The organism is Mesorhizobium sp. LSHC420B00 (genome assembly GCF_000503055.1).
Lineage (GTDB): Bacteria > Pseudomonadota > Alphaproteobacteria > Rhizobiales > Rhizobiaceae > Mesorhizobium.
Map to the genome: position 1 here is coordinate 159,767 of NZ_AYVY01000006.1, position 16,373 is coordinate 176,139.

The 16,373-nt window shown below is 59.0% G+C and carries 15 protein-coding genes and 4 pseudogenes; 7 read left to right on the plus strand and 12 right to left on the minus strand.

Features of this window, described 5'->3' with window-relative positions; translation table 11 throughout:
- From X760_RS52030 to X760_RS52040, 3 genes are all read right to left on the minus strand, one after another.
- A complete protein-coding gene (locus tag X760_RS52030; RefSeq protein ID WP_023718677.1) occupies positions 1-306 on the minus strand; it encodes a c-type cytochrome in 306 nt (101 codons plus the stop codon).
- Between the two features lie 90 nt (positions 307-396).
- Positions 397-699: a thiosulfate oxidation carrier complex protein SoxZ gene (soxZ, locus tag X760_RS52035; protein WP_084642623.1), complete on the minus strand. Its 303-nt coding sequence runs from the start codon at positions 697-699 to the stop codon at positions 397-399.
- A 39-nt stretch (positions 700-738) separates the two neighbouring features.
- Positions 739-1,188, minus strand: coding sequence for a thiosulfate oxidation carrier protein SoxY (locus tag X760_RS52040; protein WP_023718679.1), 450 nt, complete (start codon positions 1,186-1,188; stop codon positions 739-741).
- Positions 1,189-2,033: 845 nt separating this feature from the next.
- Here X760_RS52040 and X760_RS52045 point away from each other — a divergent pair.
- The 3 genes and pseudogenes from X760_RS52045 (at position 2,034) to X760_RS52055 (ending at position 4,148) form a co-directional block, all read left to right on the plus strand.
- Entirely contained in the window at positions 2,034-2,807 is a 774-nt protein-coding gene (locus X760_RS52045; RefSeq protein WP_023718680.1) for a sulfite exporter TauE/SafE family protein, read from the plus strand.
- Positions 2,808-2,836: 29 nt separating this feature from the next.
- Positions 2,837-2,950 (plus strand): annotated as a pseudogene (locus tag X760_RS76255) (pyrroline-5-carboxylate reductase); the annotation flags it as partial.
- Between the two features lie 226 nt (positions 2,951-3,176).
- On the plus strand, positions 3,177-4,148 hold the full coding sequence (locus X760_RS52055; RefSeq protein WP_023718682.1) for an oxygenase MpaB family protein: 972 nt from the start codon (positions 3,177-3,179) through the stop codon (positions 4,146-4,148).
- A gap of 87 nt (positions 4,149-4,235) precedes the next feature.
- Here X760_RS52055 and X760_RS52060 read toward each other — a convergent pair.
- From X760_RS52060 to X760_RS52070, 3 genes and pseudogenes are all read right to left on the minus strand, one after another.
- Positions 4,236-5,437, minus strand: a pseudogene (locus tag X760_RS52060) (IS256 family transposase).
- Between the two features lie 360 nt (positions 5,438-5,797).
- Positions 5,798-6,196: pseudogene (locus tag X760_RS52065) on the minus strand (mannitol dehydrogenase family protein); the annotation flags it as partial.
- A gap of 10 nt (positions 6,197-6,206) precedes the next feature.
- Complete coding sequence (locus X760_RS52070; RefSeq protein WP_348633215.1) at positions 6,207-6,683, minus strand: SDR family oxidoreductase; 477 nt, start codon at positions 6,681-6,683, stop codon at positions 6,207-6,209.
- A gap of 538 nt (positions 6,684-7,221) precedes the next feature.
- Between X760_RS52070 and X760_RS77895 the strand changes: the two genes are divergently transcribed.
- The 4 genes from X760_RS77895 to X760_RS77905 all read left to right on the plus strand — a co-directional run bounded on the left by X760_RS77895 (position 7,222) and on the right by X760_RS77905 (position 8,980).
- Positions 7,222-7,473: a hypothetical protein gene (locus tag X760_RS77895; protein ID WP_031193920.1), complete on the plus strand. Its 252-nt coding sequence runs from the start codon at positions 7,222-7,224 to the stop codon at positions 7,471-7,473.
- A gap of 66 nt (positions 7,474-7,539) precedes the next feature.
- A complete protein-coding gene (locus X760_RS52080) occupies positions 7,540-7,791 on the plus strand; it encodes a helix-turn-helix domain-containing protein (RefSeq protein ID WP_023718689.1) in 252 nt (83 codons plus the stop codon).
- On the plus strand, positions 7,791-8,264 hold the full coding sequence (locus tag X760_RS77900) for a hypothetical protein (protein ID WP_023718690.1): 474 nt from the start codon (positions 7,791-7,793) through the stop codon (positions 8,262-8,264). Before X760_RS52080 ends, X760_RS77900 begins: the two co-directional genes overlap by 1 nt.
- Before the next feature lie 221 nt (positions 8,265-8,485).
- The gene (locus X760_RS77905) at positions 8,486-8,980 is read left to right on the plus strand and encodes a tyrosine-type recombinase/integrase (protein WP_245278575.1); all 495 of its coding nucleotides are present in this window, start codon (positions 8,486-8,488) and stop codon (positions 8,978-8,980) included.
- A 707-nt stretch (positions 8,981-9,687) separates the two neighbouring features.
- On the opposite strand, the gene X760_RS52090 is transcribed toward X760_RS77905, so the two are convergent.
- From X760_RS52090 to X760_RS52110, 6 genes and pseudogenes are all read right to left on the minus strand, one after another.
- Entirely contained in the window at positions 9,688-11,889 is a 2,202-nt protein-coding gene (locus tag X760_RS52090; protein WP_023718693.1) for a xanthine dehydrogenase family protein molybdopterin-binding subunit, read from the minus strand.
- A 3-nt stretch (positions 11,890-11,892) separates the two neighbouring features.
- Positions 11,893-12,350, minus strand: a pseudogene (locus X760_RS52095) ((2Fe-2S)-binding protein).
- Positions 12,351-12,587: 237 nt separating this feature from the next.
- Positions 12,588-12,902 (minus strand): DUF4917 family protein, encoded by a 315-nt coding sequence (locus X760_RS74600; protein ID WP_084642609.1) that lies wholly within the window; start codon positions 12,900-12,902, stop codon positions 12,588-12,590.
- 615 nt (positions 12,903-13,517) lie between these two features.
- Positions 13,518-14,978, minus strand: coding sequence for a mannose-1-phosphate guanylyltransferase/mannose-6-phosphate isomerase (locus tag X760_RS52105; protein ID WP_051409650.1), 1,461 nt, complete (start codon positions 14,976-14,978; stop codon positions 13,518-13,520).
- A gap of 55 nt (positions 14,979-15,033) precedes the next feature.
- On the minus strand, positions 15,034-15,237 hold the full coding sequence (locus X760_RS74605) for a hypothetical protein (RefSeq protein ID WP_348633214.1): 204 nt from the start codon (positions 15,235-15,237) through the stop codon (positions 15,034-15,036).
- 110 nt (positions 15,238-15,347) lie between these two features.
- Positions 15,348-16,337: a nodulation protein NodZ gene (locus tag X760_RS52110; RefSeq protein WP_023718699.1), complete on the minus strand. Its 990-nt coding sequence runs from the start codon at positions 16,335-16,337 to the stop codon at positions 15,348-15,350.
- Positions 16,338-16,373: the final 36 nt, after the last annotated feature.

Here is a 16,373-nt window from a genome sequence, read left to right on the forward strand (position 1 = left end):
CTACTTTCCCTGCGCTGCGACATAGCGCGCGACGCTCGCGATCTCCTCGTCGCTGAGCGACAGCGCGATAGCGTGCATGATGTGATTTGGACTCTCGCTCGCCCGGTAGGCAAGCAGGGCGTTGGTGAGCCTCTCCTCACCAAGCCGGATGATGCTGGGAATGCCTGTGCCGCCGCCATCGAGGCGATGGCAGGACGCACAGGTCGCGGCGAGTTGAGCGCCTTGATCGGCCCCCGCCGCCGCGCCGGATTGGCTGACGAGAAGCACGAGGCCCGTGGCAATCGCAGATCTCGCGACGGGACGCATGCTGAATACCCGTCTGTTTCGGAGTTTTCCGGTCACGCTCCCACTCAACTTGTCACGCCATAACTCGCGCAGCTCGATTGCGTCGCCACCTCAACCGACCGTGAGCCGGTGCGACAACGTGTAGACGGCACCGCCGTCCTCCTCCCATACGAAATCGAGCCGGCCGCTCTCCGTCGCGCGCAGGGAAAATTCGAAGAACGGGTTAGCCGAAATCGCCTCGTGGAGATCGACGCTGAACACCACGGATTGGTTGTAGCGGCAGACAAACCTGTTGATGATCTTGCGCGGGATTACATTGCCTTGATCATCATGGCGCAGCCCTGTTTCCATCTCATGGCTGATGATGGTCTTGACCTGAAAAAACTCTCCCTTCGCCGCAGCGCTCGGCACGATCACGCGTGGTGTTGCGGTAGTCACTGTCTCTCTCCGTTCTCAGGCACAGCCATCTGTGGCGACACGGACCCACGTCGTGGTCATCAGCAAATTGCCGTCATTCATTTCGGCGACAGCGATGACATGCTGCGGTTTGGCAAGGCGGATGCGGGTCGACACGCGGGGCAGGCTGCGTTGGGGGACGAAATGGAAACTGGCGACTTCGATAAGCGGGTTCCGCGGCGCGAACACGCGCATTTGCCTCACATGGTCGGCCTCAGTCATGGGGCTGTCGATGTAAAGACTCATGGGCACGGTATAGCCGGTCGGGAAGTATGTCGGCATTATCAGGTGAAGGCGATCCGACACCGTGGCTGTCCGTCCGGTGAACTGTTCGACGAGATCCAGCGCTTCATCGTTCGCACGCGCGCTCTGCGGCGATAAGAGCGCGACTCCGGCAAACCCTGCACTCCCGGCGATCAACACATCCCGGCGCGTCAAGCTCATCATCCCGGTCTCCGCCTTTTTTGCGTCACTCCGAAGACACACATCAACAGCGGCAGGAGGCGGCGCAATCGGACACATCAGTGCGGCAGCTTTGAAGTTTAGCACCGCCAACCGCTGCGAGCAAATCTCTTAGAAGTGCCCAAGATCTCTTAGCCGCCCTCAAAACGGTCAAGACATTGCAGGAAAAGGACGCTCCTGCGTTTGTCGGATTTCTAAGCACGCTCTTGCCCGGCTATCAGACGCTCAAACTAACTGGAGCGCTCTGAACAGCGCCAGCGCAATGTCGGATTTACAAGCATGTGCGACATTCATGATAAGGCTGAAGAAGGACCGGTTAAGGTCATAAATTCCGGTTCCGGACTAATGGGTCGCACCGCACGATGTCGCGGCGTCGCCGAGCGATTTGGACCCACGCGCTGGCTCGTCTCAGTCTCGGCTAGTCCGACTAGAGATCAGGCGCACAACATTTCGGAGGACAACGTGCACCAGAAGCCGACATTGCACGTTGAAGGTCAGGTCAGCGTCTTGCTAGTGACCTTCAATTCAAGAAATGCCGAACTCTCGGTTGCTTATTATCCCCTGTCGCAAGAACGGGAATGCCCCTGAAGCCAGGTCATCGCCATTGCCACCAAACCGGGCGGGATTGGCGTCATTCATGGGCCTTGCGGCCATTATGCTATTAGGCCCGCGCTAAGGGCTGAGTTTCGCGGAACAAGCCGACGCATGGGTCCGTTTCCTGCGTGCCAAGAGCATCACGACTGCAGCTTGGTCGAGCTATAAAGCCTCGGTGTGCCACTGCACATGTGAGGCTTCGTTATGCGCGACGCTACTCATGCGCGGAGCCACTCATGGAAGAGTTCCTACTGTTCGCAGCCGTCGGGTTTCTGGCCCAGGCGGTCGATGGTGCTCTAGGGATGGCCTATGGCGTGATCTCTTCGACGGTGCTCCTCACCTTCGGGGTGCCACCGGCACAAGCATCAGCTTCAGTTCATGCTGCGGAATTGTTCACCACCGCCGCTTCCGGATCGGCTCATCTTTATCATCGCAACATCGATTGGAAACTGTTTTGGCGACTGATCCCCTTTGGTGTCGGCGGCGGTATGCTCGGCGCTTTCGTACTCACTTCGTTTGACGGAGATCAGGTCAAGCCATTCGTTACAGCATATCTGGCGGTTATTGGGAGCTGGTTACTATATCGGTCGTTTCATCGTATCCCCACCAACCCCGTGAAGCTGAAAATCGTGGCGCCGTTGGGCGCAACCGCCGGATTCCTGGACGCCGCAGGCGGTGGGGGCTGGGGTCCTGTTGCCACCACCGGTCTACTCGGCGCGGGTGGACAACCGCGATTCGTTATCGGCACGGTCAATGCGAGCGAGTTCCTGATTGCACTTTCAGTGTCGCTGAGCTTCCTCGCCACGATTGTAACCGGCCATTGGGAGCAAGCCGGCGAATTCCGCGACCTAACATCTGTTGCCGGACTGATCGTTGGAGGCGTTTTAGCGGCGCCGCTGGCGGGAAGGATGGTCAAGACATTGCGGGAGAGGACGCTCCTGCGGCTTGTGGGATTTCTGATCACGCTTTTGGCCGGCTACCAGACACTCGAACTAACTGGATTGCTCTGACCGTGAGACAGTCGAACGGAGGCAAGGAAATGAGCACTTCGACCAGGATCGGCATCGGAGCGGGCTGGCTGGGCGGCGCGATCGCCGGATTCATGCTCGATGCCGGTGTCGTCAAGCCACAAGATCTTGCCTTCTCCTATCGGCAGACGAGGCCCGACTGCGGCGGAAGCTCGCGCTGGATCGAGGTGACATGGATGACCACGCCCGAGCCTTGCTCCATCATCATTGGCAACAGGGCAGATCAAGCAGGGTTCATCGGCTTCGCGCGAGGATGATTTGGAACGACGGGAAGACCAAAGACGTTCGTGCATATTGCATCCGCTAGCCACAGGTCTAACGCTTGCTATTCTCAGTAGTTCGAGGCGTACCATGTTTCGCAACTCGGGCATCATTTCTCTGCCTCGCCCGCTTGAGCGTCGTGTGGACACTCTTGCCCAGTCGTTCATGCGCCAGCGGCTCGGATCTCAGATGGACTTCTCGACTCCGGAAGGCGAGCCGGCGCTGTTACCACCCAACTCGGTGTCCTGGCGCATTTTTAAGAACCCTGTTGCGCTGTTCATCGGCGGGGTAACGGCGGTGCTGCTCGAATTGGCAGAGCCGCGGGTTCGCGACGCCATTTGGCAGCACAGCAGCTTCCGCTCCCTCGCGCTCCGACGATTGCAGCGTACGGGCCTCGCTGCTTTGGTCACGGTCTACGGCCCCCGATCCAAGGCTAAGGCCATGATTGAAGATGTGGTCAGGATGCATGGGCGCGTTTCGGGTCGAACCAGCGAAGGCGAGCCATACCACGCCACCGACCCGGAGCTGCTGGACTGGGTGCAAGCGACGGCCGAGTTTGGTTTCATGGAGGCCTATCACGTCTATGTGCATCGTCTGCATTTTTTCGAACGGGACGCGATGTTTGCTGAGGCTCGCCCCGTGGCGCTTCTCTATGGTGCGGTCGGCGCGCCCACGTCTCAGGCCGAGCTTTACGCGCTGTTCGACGTGATGAGGCAAAGACTCGTCGCGTCGCCGATCGTGTCGGAGTTCCTGGAGATCATGGAAGAAGTTCCCGCCTTGCCGGGAGTTGCTCGACCCCTTCAGCGGCCGCTTCTGAAGGCGGCCGTCGAGATCCTACCCCAATGGGTCCGCAAGCGGTTGGAACTCGGCGACCGCTGGACCTTGAAGCCGTGGGAGCGTGCTGTTGTGAAGACGACGGGTGCAATCTGCGACAGCACCGTGCTTCATTCATCACCAGCCGTCCAGTCGTGCCGCCGCCTCGGCCTTTCCGAGAGCTATCTCTATCGCCGAACGGCATCCGAAAACCTACACAGAACCGGACAGTGTTCGTTCCTTGACTAAATGTCAGGCACGCGTCGTGATCGTGTCCCAGGGAGTGGTGTAGCTGACGGCTTGGTCGCCGCGCTCTCCGGCATGGGGCCGGGCTGATCAGCCTGCCACGGCTGGCAGGCTGATCAGAAGGATCATCGCTCATTTGGCTGATGGTTTCCAGCGTCATGTATCTGGCGCGCTGCACGGCCCATTCGTCGTTCTGTTCGAGCAGGATCGCGCCAACCAGGCGGACGATGGCGTCATCATTTGGGAAGATGCCGACGACCTCGGTGCGCCGCTTGATCTCGCCGTTGAGGCGCTCGATCGGGTTGGTCGAGTGCAGCTTGGCGCGGTGCTCCTTGGGGAAAGTCATGTAGGCAAGCACGTCGGACTCGGCGTCGTCCATGATTGTCGCCAGCTTCGGCACCTTCGGCCGGATCTGGTCGGCGACGGCGCGCCATTGCGTGCTTGCGGCCCCGGGCGTTTCCTGGGCGAAGGCGGTGGCGATGAAAGCGGAGACGACGCGGCGCCCGCTCTTGCCGGCATGGGCCAGCACGTTCCTCATGAAGTGGACGCGGCACCTCTGCCATGTCGCGCACAGCACCTTGGTGACGGCCGCCTTGATACCTTCATGGGCATCGGAGACGACGAGCTTGACGCCGCGCAGGCCACGGCGGGTCAGCTTGCGCAGGAACTCCGTCCAGATCGGCTCGGCCTCAGACGTGCCGACCTCCATGCCCAGCACCTCGCGCTGGCCGTCCGCGTTGACGCCGACAGCGATGATGACGACGACCGAGACGATGCGGCCGCCGCGGCGCACCTTCAGGTAGGTGGCGTCGATCCACAGATATGGCCAGTCGCCCTCGATGGGACTTTCAAGGAACGCTTTGACCTTGCCGTCGATCTCTTCGCACAGCCGGCTGACCTGGCTTTTTAGAGATGCCGCTCATGCCCATGGCCTTGACCAGGTCGTCGACCGAGCGGGTCGAGATCCCCTGGACGTAGGCCTCCTGGATGACGGCGGTCAGCGCCTTCTCGGCCATGCGGCGCGGTTCGAGGAAACCGGGGAAGTAGGAGCCCTTCCTGAGCTTGGGGATGCGCAGCTCGACGGTGCCGGCGCGCGTGTCCCAGTCGCGCTCGCGATAGCCGTTGCGCTGGGCCGTGCGCAACGGGCTCTTCTCGCCATAGGCGGCGCCGGTGGCGGCGCCAACCTCCAGCTCCATCAGCCGCTCGGCGGCAAAGCCGATCATCTCGCGCAAGAGATCGGAATCCGGAGTCTTCTCCACGAGCGCGCGCAGGTTCATCATGTCGTCGGTCATCGATGGTTCCTTCGAATCAGGTTGGTGTCAGCAACCCGACCTTACCGGCGAACTGTCGATGACCACCGCAAAGCCGCTCGCTCGCTACAGCGCTATCGAGGGCGCGCCCGCGAGCGGCTTCGCTACCGCCGAGCTACACCACCTGTGGGGACGCGACCCGCGTCGTGCAGACGTTCAGCTTCTAGTTAACGCGTCTTGAAGGCACGAACTCGATAGCCCACTGGACGGCGGGGCGTGACGCAGGCCCGCCAAGCAGACGCGAACAAACTACCGGGCGGCTGCGGGCAACAGTGAAGCCGTCGTACCGTCAAAACCGGCATGGGCCGGCTCGTGGCCGGAGCCGCCGCCCGAGATGACCGTGTAGCCCTTCTCGGTGACTGTCAAAGTCACGATCCTGATCCGCGGGTCCAAAAGCGCCTCCAGCAGCTGAGCGGGGCCCGCCGGTGCGACAAGAATATGGCCGATAGAACCGACTATCCGAAGGCTCGTCTGTTCATCTTGACGACTGACAACTGTGTACAAACCATCTTGGGGAGCAAGCGCGTCCCGCGTGTCCGAACTCCGGAGCAGGCTGCAATCGCCCCAATCGAGTTGTCCCGCGGCCAGGCAATCATCCGTATAGATTGCCTGATGGGCCCTGTGCCAGTTGCCGATACCGAGATGCACGATTCCGGGCGTCACACTCCGTCGATCGTACCGAGGAATTTGGACACCGGCTGATGCGAGCGCCAAATTGGCGTGAGAAAGACGATTTTCCATTGTATGCAGCTCAATCGAAATGGAGACCACCGTTCATATCGATAACCTCGCCCGTGATGAAACCGGCTAGAGGAGACGCGAGGAATGAAACGGTGTGGGCGACTTCTTGAGGTTCGCAAAATCTCCCGACCGGGATTTGAGCAAGCTGGGCCGCGCGCTGTTCGTCGTTGAGCTGTTCGGAAACCATCGGCGACATTACGTAGGCGGGCGCAATTGCATTCGAGGTCACGCCCTGGCCAGCGGTCTCGCGGGCAATTGAAAAGGTCAGCCCGATCATCGCGCTCTTCGAAACTGAATACGCCGTCCCTGCGGTCAAGCCTCCGCTTTTGGCGGCATAGGAGGAGATATTGATCACCCGACCCCACCGTTTCGAGCGCATCCCTGGAAGAAATATCTGGGCGAGAAGGAATGCGGCTTCTACGTTGACTATGTTGACCCTTCGCCATTCCTCGATCGAGGTATCTGCCATTTTGTGGTTCGACAGAATGCCAGCATTGCATTATCAATCAGTGCAAACAATATATAATCCTGGCATCACTTTTGTGAAATTATCAGCTTTATTACTTACCTCTACTTTCCAATATGCTTTCTGCGTGGGTGAGCGCTTCAAAGGCACCAGGCTTAGGCCAAAACTCCTGGTCCTCAAGAATCGGGACTTGCGGCTAAGTGGCGTGACGCCAATAGTAGAAGAAGGCATCCTCGATAGTGGGTGTCGCGATGTAGCGGTCTAGCGACTTGAACCCCCGACATCTGCACCGGAACATTCTGCCGCATCTTACCCTGTCCGATTTGCAGGTCGCTACTCGCCTTTCCCGAACGAGCCGGCGAGGCAGCTTCCGCACCACGCAACATCTCTTATCTAGGGCAACACGATCTCTTCATTACCGGATGGTGCGGGATGTGGATTTGTTGTGCCGACTGCAATATGGCCCCGTTTATCGGGACTGAGGCTTGTCGAAACAGTCAACCGTCTGGATTTGATATCGTTGTGCTGTTTCGATGCCGACGTTGTCGAGGCCGCGTCTATGAAGAGTGACACGCTTTCGTACCCACCCCGCGGCCTCTCTCGTGAGGAAGCAGCGCGCTATGTCGGTGTCGGATCGACACTATTCGACGACATGGTTGCTGACGGCCGCATGCCGAGGCCTAAGCACGTCAACAGTCGCGCGATCTGGGATCGTGTGGCGCTCGATATCGCTTTCTCCGCCCTGCCAGACAAAGACAATGGTCTGCAACAACTATTGGAGCGGAGCAAACGAGAGCCGACAAGGAGATAAGCAACTACGCACATTGCGTATACGCTGCAGGCGTAGTACAGTCACCGCCTGAGCGGATGAGATGATGTGAACGACAATGAAAAGCTCGCGCGAGAAGTGAAAGCCTGGCGGGCGAAGGGAGGATTCACCGCCGAGAGTGCAGCCAACGTCTTGGGAATACCGAAACGCACTCTTGAAGGTATAGAGCAAGGTCGGGGCTTCCCTTACCCGGTACTTCTGCGCGTTGCTATAGAAAGCAAGACCCTTTCGCTTCAGGCAATGCTGGAGGATTCCTCGCCTGTGAAGCAACGGCAGCGGAAAACTCAAAGTGAGATCTAATGGCCAGACCATTCAAAGATGTCCGCTACCCCGGCGTTTCGTCCCGCATCAAGAACGGAAAGCTCGTCTATCGCTATCGCGGCAAAGGAATGCCCGAAATTCGGCTTCCTGGCAGACCAGGCGATCCTGAGTTCGAAGCCGCCTATGAACAGGCAACGCAAGGCCAAGGTCAAAAGGCCGTCATCATTGACTTGCCCGGTCTGGCGTTGCCAAAGACATTTGGTCATGCTGCGCGCCGACTTGAAGCGACGATGGAATGGCTGGACTTCGACGAAGCGACGCAGCAGAAGAATGCCCGGCTTATTGAGCGCTTCCTTCAGATGCAGGTCGATCCTGCCTATCCGCTGACTTGGCGCAACACGCCGGTGGAACATCTCGATGCCGACCATTTGCGTGCGATTATCGAAAGTGTCTTTGCCACCAACCGGACGGTTGCCAAGCACCTGCTGGTGGCAATCAAGAAGCTCCTATGAGTGGCGATCGAAGTTGAGAAATGGATCAAGCCGCAGGACGATCCCTCGCTGTCGATCCGCGTCCGCATTCCAAAATCGACTGCCAATCCCGCCTGGCCGATCGCCATTCGTGAAAGTTCGAGGCGCACCATCCAATCGGATCAGCGCCGCGCACCTGCTATGCGCTCGGTTTCTGGCTCGGGAACCGACGCGGCGATATCGCCTCACTGGAATGGGACGATTTGGCCCTCGAGGAGATCGAATTGTTCGATGGCTCCTTGGAAACAATCGAAGCCTTCGACTTCCGACAGCAGAAAAATCGCAACCGTCATGGCGGGCGCGAGATGTTCATCCCTGTTGTGGACAAGCTGGCGCAAGCTTTAGTGCCATTAGATCGCTCTAAGGGTGGGACGGTATTGAAGCACGCCTATGGGCGTCCGTTCTCCAAAAAGAGCCTCACTGGCATGATGGCACCTTGGAACAAGCAGGCCGGCATCCCGGAGGGCTACACCCTGCACGGGCTGCGCCGTACCTTCGGCACGTATCTCGCCGAATGCAACATCCAAGCCCGCGCTATCATGGAGGCGATGGGGCATTCTTCAATGACGGTAACAGACCACTATGTGCGAGAGGCCAATAAGAAACGGATGGCTGTCGATATCGCCCGCGCCATCAACGAGCGGGAAGCCAAACGCGACGCCATGAAGCAACGGATACCTCTGCGCGTCATCAAATGAGTGAATCAACCCGACCAAGCGGAGGGTGGCACATCGGCCGCCCTTTTTTGGGCCCATAATAGGCCCAAAAACGTTTTGGGCCGAGGCGTATTTTCCTCAATAAAATCAATAGTTATGGTGGGCCCGGAGGGTATTCAGAAAGCCATAAAAATCAATTGGTAAGAGATCAGTGGGACTTCAGAGCATTCAAATCTTTTTCAATGTTTTTCAATGTTGTTGTCCCACTCAGAAGTGCCTCAGTCCACCAAGCCGACGCACTGAACGCCTCACTCGGAAGGGAGGTTTGCGCAAGGCGAAAGGAAGATCGCGTCGGTGTGCAGCCTACCTGAGAAAGGTCGCGGTAGCGCCAACTGCTGACGCTCAGCGCGAAGACATCAATGTCCTGTTATGGGGCCGTCAGAGGACCGGCCGCTTGTCGCGCCAAGAAGCGATAGCAGACATGCAACTAGGTGGTACAAAATCTCTAGCGTGACCCTTTCGAGACATTTGCGTGCGGCATTTGCGTCTCGAAAGCGGTTCTTTAGTGCTACCAGCACCAACGACCGTCGGCGGTCGTTCAGAACACGGGTTACCGTCTCTAAACCGTATATTGGACCGGGCAGCCGCCGGAAATTGATCGAATGGAGGTGATCGCATGTCAGGAGGCGTTCAAAAACGACCTACGACCGCGATCTTCATCGCGGCCGTTTTCATGGTGTCATTCCCGGCTATGCTGACAAGTTCTTTATGATCGGCAGCTTGCGGATCGTCTTGCCCGTCGCCGCCCGTAGCGCGTTGACGACGGCCGGGCCGATCGGCGGCACACCCGGCTCGCCAACGCCCGTGGGCGGCTCGTCGGACGGCACAATGTGCACCTCGACGCGCGGCATCTGCTCGATCCTGAGCGGCATATAGGTGTCGTAGTTCTCTTGGTCTACGACACCGCCCGTCAGGGTCAGCTCCTCCTGGAGGATCGCGCCTAGCCCGAAGCCGATACCGCCCTCCATCTGAGCGCGGATCTGGTCAGGATTTATCGCGGTGCCGCAATCTACCGCGCAGACGACGCGGTCGACTTTGAAATCATTTCCATCGTTGAAGGTGATCTCGACCACCTCGGCGACATAAGTCGAGAGGCTTTCATGCAGGGCCACGCCGCGGAAACGGCCTTCCGGCAGAGGCTTGTCCCAGCCTGCCTTCTCAGCAGCCAATTTCAGCACGCCGGCATGCCGTGGATGGTGACCGAGCATCGACATGCGGAAGTCGACCGGATCACGGTTCGCAGCGGCGGCGAGCTCATCGATCAGGGTTTCCATTGCGTAAGCGGTGTGGGTGGAGCCTACCGAACGCCACCACAGCACTGGGATGTTCACGTCCGTGGTGGTCAGCTCGACCTTCAGGTTCGGGATCGCATAGGGCAGGTTGGTGGCGCCCTCTACAGAGGTCGGATCGATGCCGTTCTCGATCATCGCCGCAAAGGGCGAACCGCCCGCGATCGATTGGCCCACGATGTGGTCATGGAGAGCGACGACATTGCCTTCCTTGTCGAGCCCCGCCTCGACTGCGTGCACATAGGCCGGCCGGTACCGCCCACCCCGCATGTCGTTCTCGCGGGTCCACTGCACCTTCACTGGCTTGCCGGGTCCCAGTGCACGCGCTGTGGAAACAGCTTCGATAATGAGATCTGCGTCCGAGACCGCTCGGCGGCCGAAGCTGCCGCCGGTCTTCATCACGTGCAGCCTCACCTTGTCCGGCGTGGTGCCGCCTACTTGAGCGGCAGCCGCCTGATAAAGGTCGGGCATCTGGTGTCCGCCCCAGACGTCGATGGTGCCGTCTTCGTTGATTCGGGCGGCCGCGTTGAGTGGCTCGATCGAAGCATGGACAAGATAGGGGAATTCGTAGTGCCCTTGGATGACTTTCTCAGCACTGGCCAACGCTGCGGGAGTGTTACCGTCGTCGCGCGCGGTGGCCGCGCCCGGATCGTCTGCTGCCTTAGTGTATTCGGCCATGATCTCGGCCGTGCCGCGCCTTTCGGCCTTCTCTTCGTTCCAGGTCACCTCCACGAGATCGCGGCCCTTGAGCGCCGTCCACATGTCCCTGCCGACCACGGCAATGCCGCGCGGCGTCTGGACGACATCGACAATGCCGTCGAGTGCCTTGGCCTTGGAGGCGTCGAAGCTCTCGATCTCAGCGCCGAACTTCGGCGGATGGATCATAACGGCCGTATTGAGTCCATCCATCTTGAGGTCGATCGTGTAGGTCTGCGCGCCATTGGTCTTGCCGGCGGAATCGTAGCGCTTGAGGCTGTCCGATCCGATCTGGGCCCACTTGTCGCGCGGCTTTAGCGGCACGTCGTCGGGAACCGGCATTCCCGCTGCGGCTTCAGCCAGGTCACCGAAGCGCGCCTGCATCCCTGAGGCGTGCGACACGACCCCGGAAGCGACTGTGATCTCGCCGGCTTGCACGTCCCACCGCTGCGCCGCGGCCGCCACCAGCATGGCCCGTGCGGCAGCACCCGCCTTGCGATAGCGCTCCCACGACGAGCTCATCGACGTGGAGCCACCGGTTCCCTGCGCGGCCCCGCCCCAGGCGAGATTGCCATAGAGCGCGGTATTGCCATATCCGCCGACCACGTGGACCTGCGCCCAGGCGCCGTCGAGCTCTTCCATAACCAGGGTGGCGATGCCGAAATAGGAGCCTTGTCCCATCTCGAACTGCGACGAGTGGATGACGATTCGGTTCTCCGGTGTGATCTCGACATAGGTCTGGAAGGGGTTCGCCTGGACCGCTGCAGGCGTCGTTTGTGCGTTGGCGGGCGCGGCCATCATTAGCCGGTAGCCCACGGCGAGGCCCGCGGTGGTGACGGCCGTGCCGAGGAGGAACTGGCGGCGCGTGGGCCCCACGGCATTATGCTTCGGGAGAAACTGCAACATGCCTCAAGTCTCCAGCCGGTTGGCGGTCTCGTGGATGGCCGCGCGGATGCGATGATAGGTGGCGCAGCGGCAGAGATTGCCGCTCATCGCCGAATCAATATCATCGTCCGTCGGCTTCCGCGTCTCTGTCAGGAGGGCCACGGCCGACATGATCTGGCCAGACTGGCAATAGCCGCATTGAGGTACGTCGAACTCGGCCCACACGGCCTGGACCGTTTCGCCGATCTTGCCCGACACGCCCTCAATGGTGGTGATCGAGGCTCCTTCGATGTCGCCGACTGCGGTCTGGCACGAGCGCGTCGGCATGCCGTTAACGTGAACCGTGCAAGCGCCGCACTGGCAAGGCCGCAACCGAATTTCGTTCCTGTGAGTCCGATGCCGTCACGGATCGCCCAGAGCAGCGGCATCTCTGGATCGACGTCGAGTGTTCGCGCCTCGCCATTGAGGGTAAATGCGACCATGGCTTGCTCTCCTTGTCCTGAGCTGGCTATCTCGTTGCCCCTCCGCCCGGCTAGAAACCGGACTCTTCTTGCTGAGGCATAGCGACCACAGACTAGGATCGCGCAGCTCGAGCAACAAGCCGCTAGCTGGCAATCGCGAGATCGTGAAGTGGCTCGTGTCGAAAGGCTGGAGGCAACTGAATGTCATTTTTGGGCCGACCGGCCGGTCAGTTTCCGGCTCGATGACCTGGTTGGCAGTCATTCCGCTTCTAACCCTAAACCCCAGACATGAACTGTAGCAGCATCATAAAAGACGACATCAAGCGGCGATTTTTCGTTGCGCTGCACCGCTAGCTCGTTCGCGTGGTTCATGATCCGCTGGTTATCCGCGGATGCTGGTTCACCATAGATGCCAACACAGAGCTTGCGAAACTTGCCACGCGCTATGCGGTTAAGGATGTGGTCGTCATTCGTAGCGAGCGAATGGCCGAAAATGAAGAAGCAATGGCTGGCGGTCTTCACATTCGCGGTGAACTGCTTGAAGCCTTGGTACAGGTGGGCATTGTGACGGATCTTCGCCTTCTTCTGGGCGCTGGTGGGCTGATGAAGGGCGGCTTAGGGTCATGATTTCCGGTTCATCGCGCTGCAATGACCGATGAGTCACAGACGCCGCATTTCGCGCTAGACCGCAGCTGCGGTATTCTCGATCATACGCTCACCCATCCTATTCGCACCTCGTTGCCCCCGTTCGCCGCACCTATCGATCGGAGGCTTCCAGCCTCGCGATAGCCGCGCTATGCGGCTGCACACAACCTGACGACGAACAGGAGCAAGATTGGACATACAAGCCAGCACAAGATCGCCCTCCCCCTGTCCTTGCTCGTTTTCATGCGAAAATAATCAACTGAGTGCTGCGGGGATAGCGAGGCCGATTTGGCCCACTTCAGAGCGAAGTCGGCCATAAGCCATTGACATTAAGCATTTTGGTGGGCGCGGGGTGCTTGGAAAGTCAGAAATATCAAAGGCTTATTCGACAGTGGGACTGTGTTGCGTTGCTACGCTCTCCGATCTTTTCCGTTTGATTTGTCCCACCCTGATGCCGATTGCGGTCATTCGCCGCTGCCTTGGTCAATTCCCGATTCCACAAGCATCCGGTCCTGAGTGGGCAGACGGCCTTCCTAGTGGCAATTAGCCAGCGACACGTTGACCTTTCTCGTCATGCGCGGGTGAAATCTGCGTTCGACCATATACGTCGTCGAAGCGAACGATATCATCCTCGCCGAGATAATCGCCGCTCTGCACTTCAATGATCACCAGGTCAATTCTGCCTGGGTTCTCCAGCCGATGCTTATGGCCGCAGGGGATGTAGGCTGATTCGTTTGTCGCCAGGAACAACTCCTGCTCGCCATTGACGATTTTCGCGGAGCCGCTGACCACGACCCAGTGCTCCGAACGATGATAGTGCATCTGCAGGCTCAGCCGCCGACCGGGCTTCACCTCGATGCGTTTGATCTTGAAGCGCTCGCCTTCCTCAAGAACCGTGTAGGTACCCCACGGCCGGTGTACCGTGCTATGGACCAGGTGAGCTTCATGTCCTGAAGCCTTGAGGCCCTCGAACAGCTTCTTGACGTCCTGAACGCGGTCGCGGGATGCGACAAGCAAAGCGTCCGGGGAATCGACGATCACCAGATCGCTGACACCGACCGTGCCGATGACGCGCTTGTCGGAGCTCACATAGCTGCCGGTCGTGTCGACCATATGCACATCGCCGCGTATCCTGTTCCCGCTTTCGTCGGGGGCGATCAAATCGGCCATTGCGTTCCAGGATCCGATGTCGTTCCAATCCATGTCGCAGGCAACCACGGCAAGTTTGTTCGTCTTCTCCATGACAGCGTGGTCGAGCGAGATTCGCGGGGCGGAGCCGAAATGCTCAGGCGCGAGTTCGATTTTGGCAAAGCCTTCGCCTTGACTGAAGCGCCCGTTCTCGTAGCTGTCGGAGACGGCCTGGATCACCGCGGGGCAATGCGATGCCATCTCGTCGAGCATGGTTTGTGCGCTAAAGCAGAAAATGCCGGCGTTCCAGAAGAAGCGCTTGGACGCGACATAGGCTTTGGCTGTGTCCAGATCCGGTTTTTCAACGAAACGGACGACTTTCTCACCATCCGCTTCGATATAGCCGAATGCCGTGTCCGGTCTGGTTGGGGCGATGCCCAATGTGGCGATCCGCCCGAGCTTCGCATGTTCGATGGCCCGGCACATGACGTCTAAAAATGCAGGCAGGTTGCCAACCATGTGATCGGCTGGGAAGACGCATAGAATCGCGTCAGGGCCTTGCGTTGCCTTGGCATGGATGGCGGCTGCCGCAACGGCTGCGGCCGTATCCCGGCCTTCAGGCTCGAGCAGAAAGGTGCGTGGCAGGACCACGGAATCTAGTTCGTCGAACTCGTCCTTGGTAAGGAAGAGGTGTTCCCCAGATGTCACGGCGACGAGTTCCACTACGCCCTTTATCGAACCGACGCGCAGCACAGTGTGCTGAATGAGAGAATGTCCATCTGCTACTTTAAGGAAAGGTTTGGGGTGCGATTGCCTCGAAGCGGGCCATAGCCGCGATCCGGCTCCACCGCTGATGATGACGGGAACCACTTTCATTAAACAACCTCGATTTCGTCTCTGGACGTCATTGCCCGCGCCCTTAGCGTCAGCGTCACGACCGCCGTCGCTCTAGGATGGTCTTGCGGCGCTCCGAGTAACAGCGAAGTTCTGGCGCGTTGCCGGACGGCCGCAGATGAATGATCTCGTCATTCTGTATTCGTGCCCTAAGGCCGTTGGTTTCATCGACGTCGGCAACAGTCCCGAATGGAGCCAAGAACTGCTGCAGTGTGTCCGGATCCTCAAGCCTGCGGATCAAGCTGAGCAGCTGCGGGACATTTAGCGTATGCCATGGCCCGCCTCTCGTGGATTGCGGTCGATGTCTCTATGCCTGTTCGTTCCATTTGCCGAATTGCTCAGGTAGCGGTCTTAATCAAGATGAGAGATTCTTTGGCTGCCTTCTATCAAAATCAAACGACTTGGGTCCTTCAGATCGAACTCAATTACCCGCGGTACGAAAAGGCGTGCATATCGTGTAAAGGCGCTCGTCGGAGGAAACCGAATTACAGTATCGCAGCGCCCGAGAAGATACATCTCAACGAGGGCGGAAATTGCGCCGTCGATCCCAAGTGCTGCAGTGTGTAAGGGGCCGTCTTGATCGGATCGGAAATGCTTGGGGACGGTGAGAAGATCGGGAAACTTGGCCGACAGATGATCCAGGATTTGCGCGCTGTCCGTGCACAAGAACAGCCGCACAGGCTTGGGGTGCGGTAACGCTTTAGCCTTATCAACCGCAGTGCACACTTGTCGAACGGCGAACTCCGGATTGGCCCAGTAGGGCGCATGGTCCATGATGTCTTCACCGTTACCATGTCGAACATGAACCCCGATGATGCTGTGCCCCTCAAAACATTCTTGGTAAATGGCATCTATGCGTGTTTGAATTTCAGACCGAGGCTTGACACTCTGGAAGACCTGCCGCTCGGCATCCTCATCGCAGCGCCACATCAAGCAAGCGTCACACACTACTGTGTTCGCTTCGACATCGTGTTCGGCCTGAAAGAGCTCGCCCAACTCGTCGCGCTCTTGGAAAATCTGCTCATCTGGGCGGTAAAGGCAGTTGATCGCTGGCCTATTCCACCACTCCGGGAAGAATGGACCCGGAAAGGAAAAGTCGTTGATCCGGTCGTCGCAAATAGCCGGTACGCCAGCGATGTCATTGATCGGTTGGAAGAACACCGGAAAGGCATTTGTGAAGGGTTGGTCGAGATAGCAGGACCCGCGCCAGTCGACGGCTAGCGTTCGTCCCGACCGCTGAGCGTAGCGCCAAGCGGCCGCCAGCGACCACAGACAATCACCGAACCCCGTACGCCTCTGAGAGACGACGAACCTGCGCTTTACCAATCCACTGACCTGCATTTTCGGAAATCTCGTTTCAGAGACGAGGTTGCATCT

Coding starts and splice junctions, on each gene's coding strand:
- X760_RS52030 (WP_023718677.1), bottom strand. CDS start 306: ATGCGTCCCGTCGCGAGATCTGCGATTGCCACGGGCCTCGTGCTTCTC.
- X760_RS52040 (WP_023718679.1), bottom strand. CDS start 1,188: ATGATGAGCTTGACGCGCCGGGATGTGTTGATCGCCGGGAGTGCAGGG.
- X760_RS52045 (WP_023718680.1), top strand. CDS start 2,034: ATGGAAGAGTTCCTACTGTTCGCAGCCGTCGGGTTTCTGGCCCAGGCG.
- X760_RS52055 (WP_023718682.1), top strand. CDS start 3,177: ATGTTTCGCAACTCGGGCATCATTTCTCTGCCTCGCCCGCTTGAGCGT.
- X760_RS77895 (WP_031193920.1), top strand. CDS start 7,222: ATGAAGAGTGACACGCTTTCGTACCCACCCCGCGGCCTCTCTCGTGAG.
- X760_RS77900 (WP_023718690.1), top strand. CDS start 7,791: ATGGCCAGACCATTCAAAGATGTCCGCTACCCCGGCGTTTCGTCCCGC.
- X760_RS52090 (WP_023718693.1), bottom strand. CDS start 11,889: ATGTTGCAGTTTCTCCCGAAGCATAATGCCGTGGGGCCCACGCGCCGC.
- X760_RS52105 (WP_051409650.1), bottom strand. CDS start 14,978: ATGAAAGTGGTTCCCGTCATCATCAGCGGTGGAGCCGGATCGCGGCTA.
- X760_RS52110 (WP_023718699.1), bottom strand. CDS start 16,337: ATGCAGGTCAGTGGATTGGTAAAGCGCAGGTTCGTCGTCTCTCAGAGG.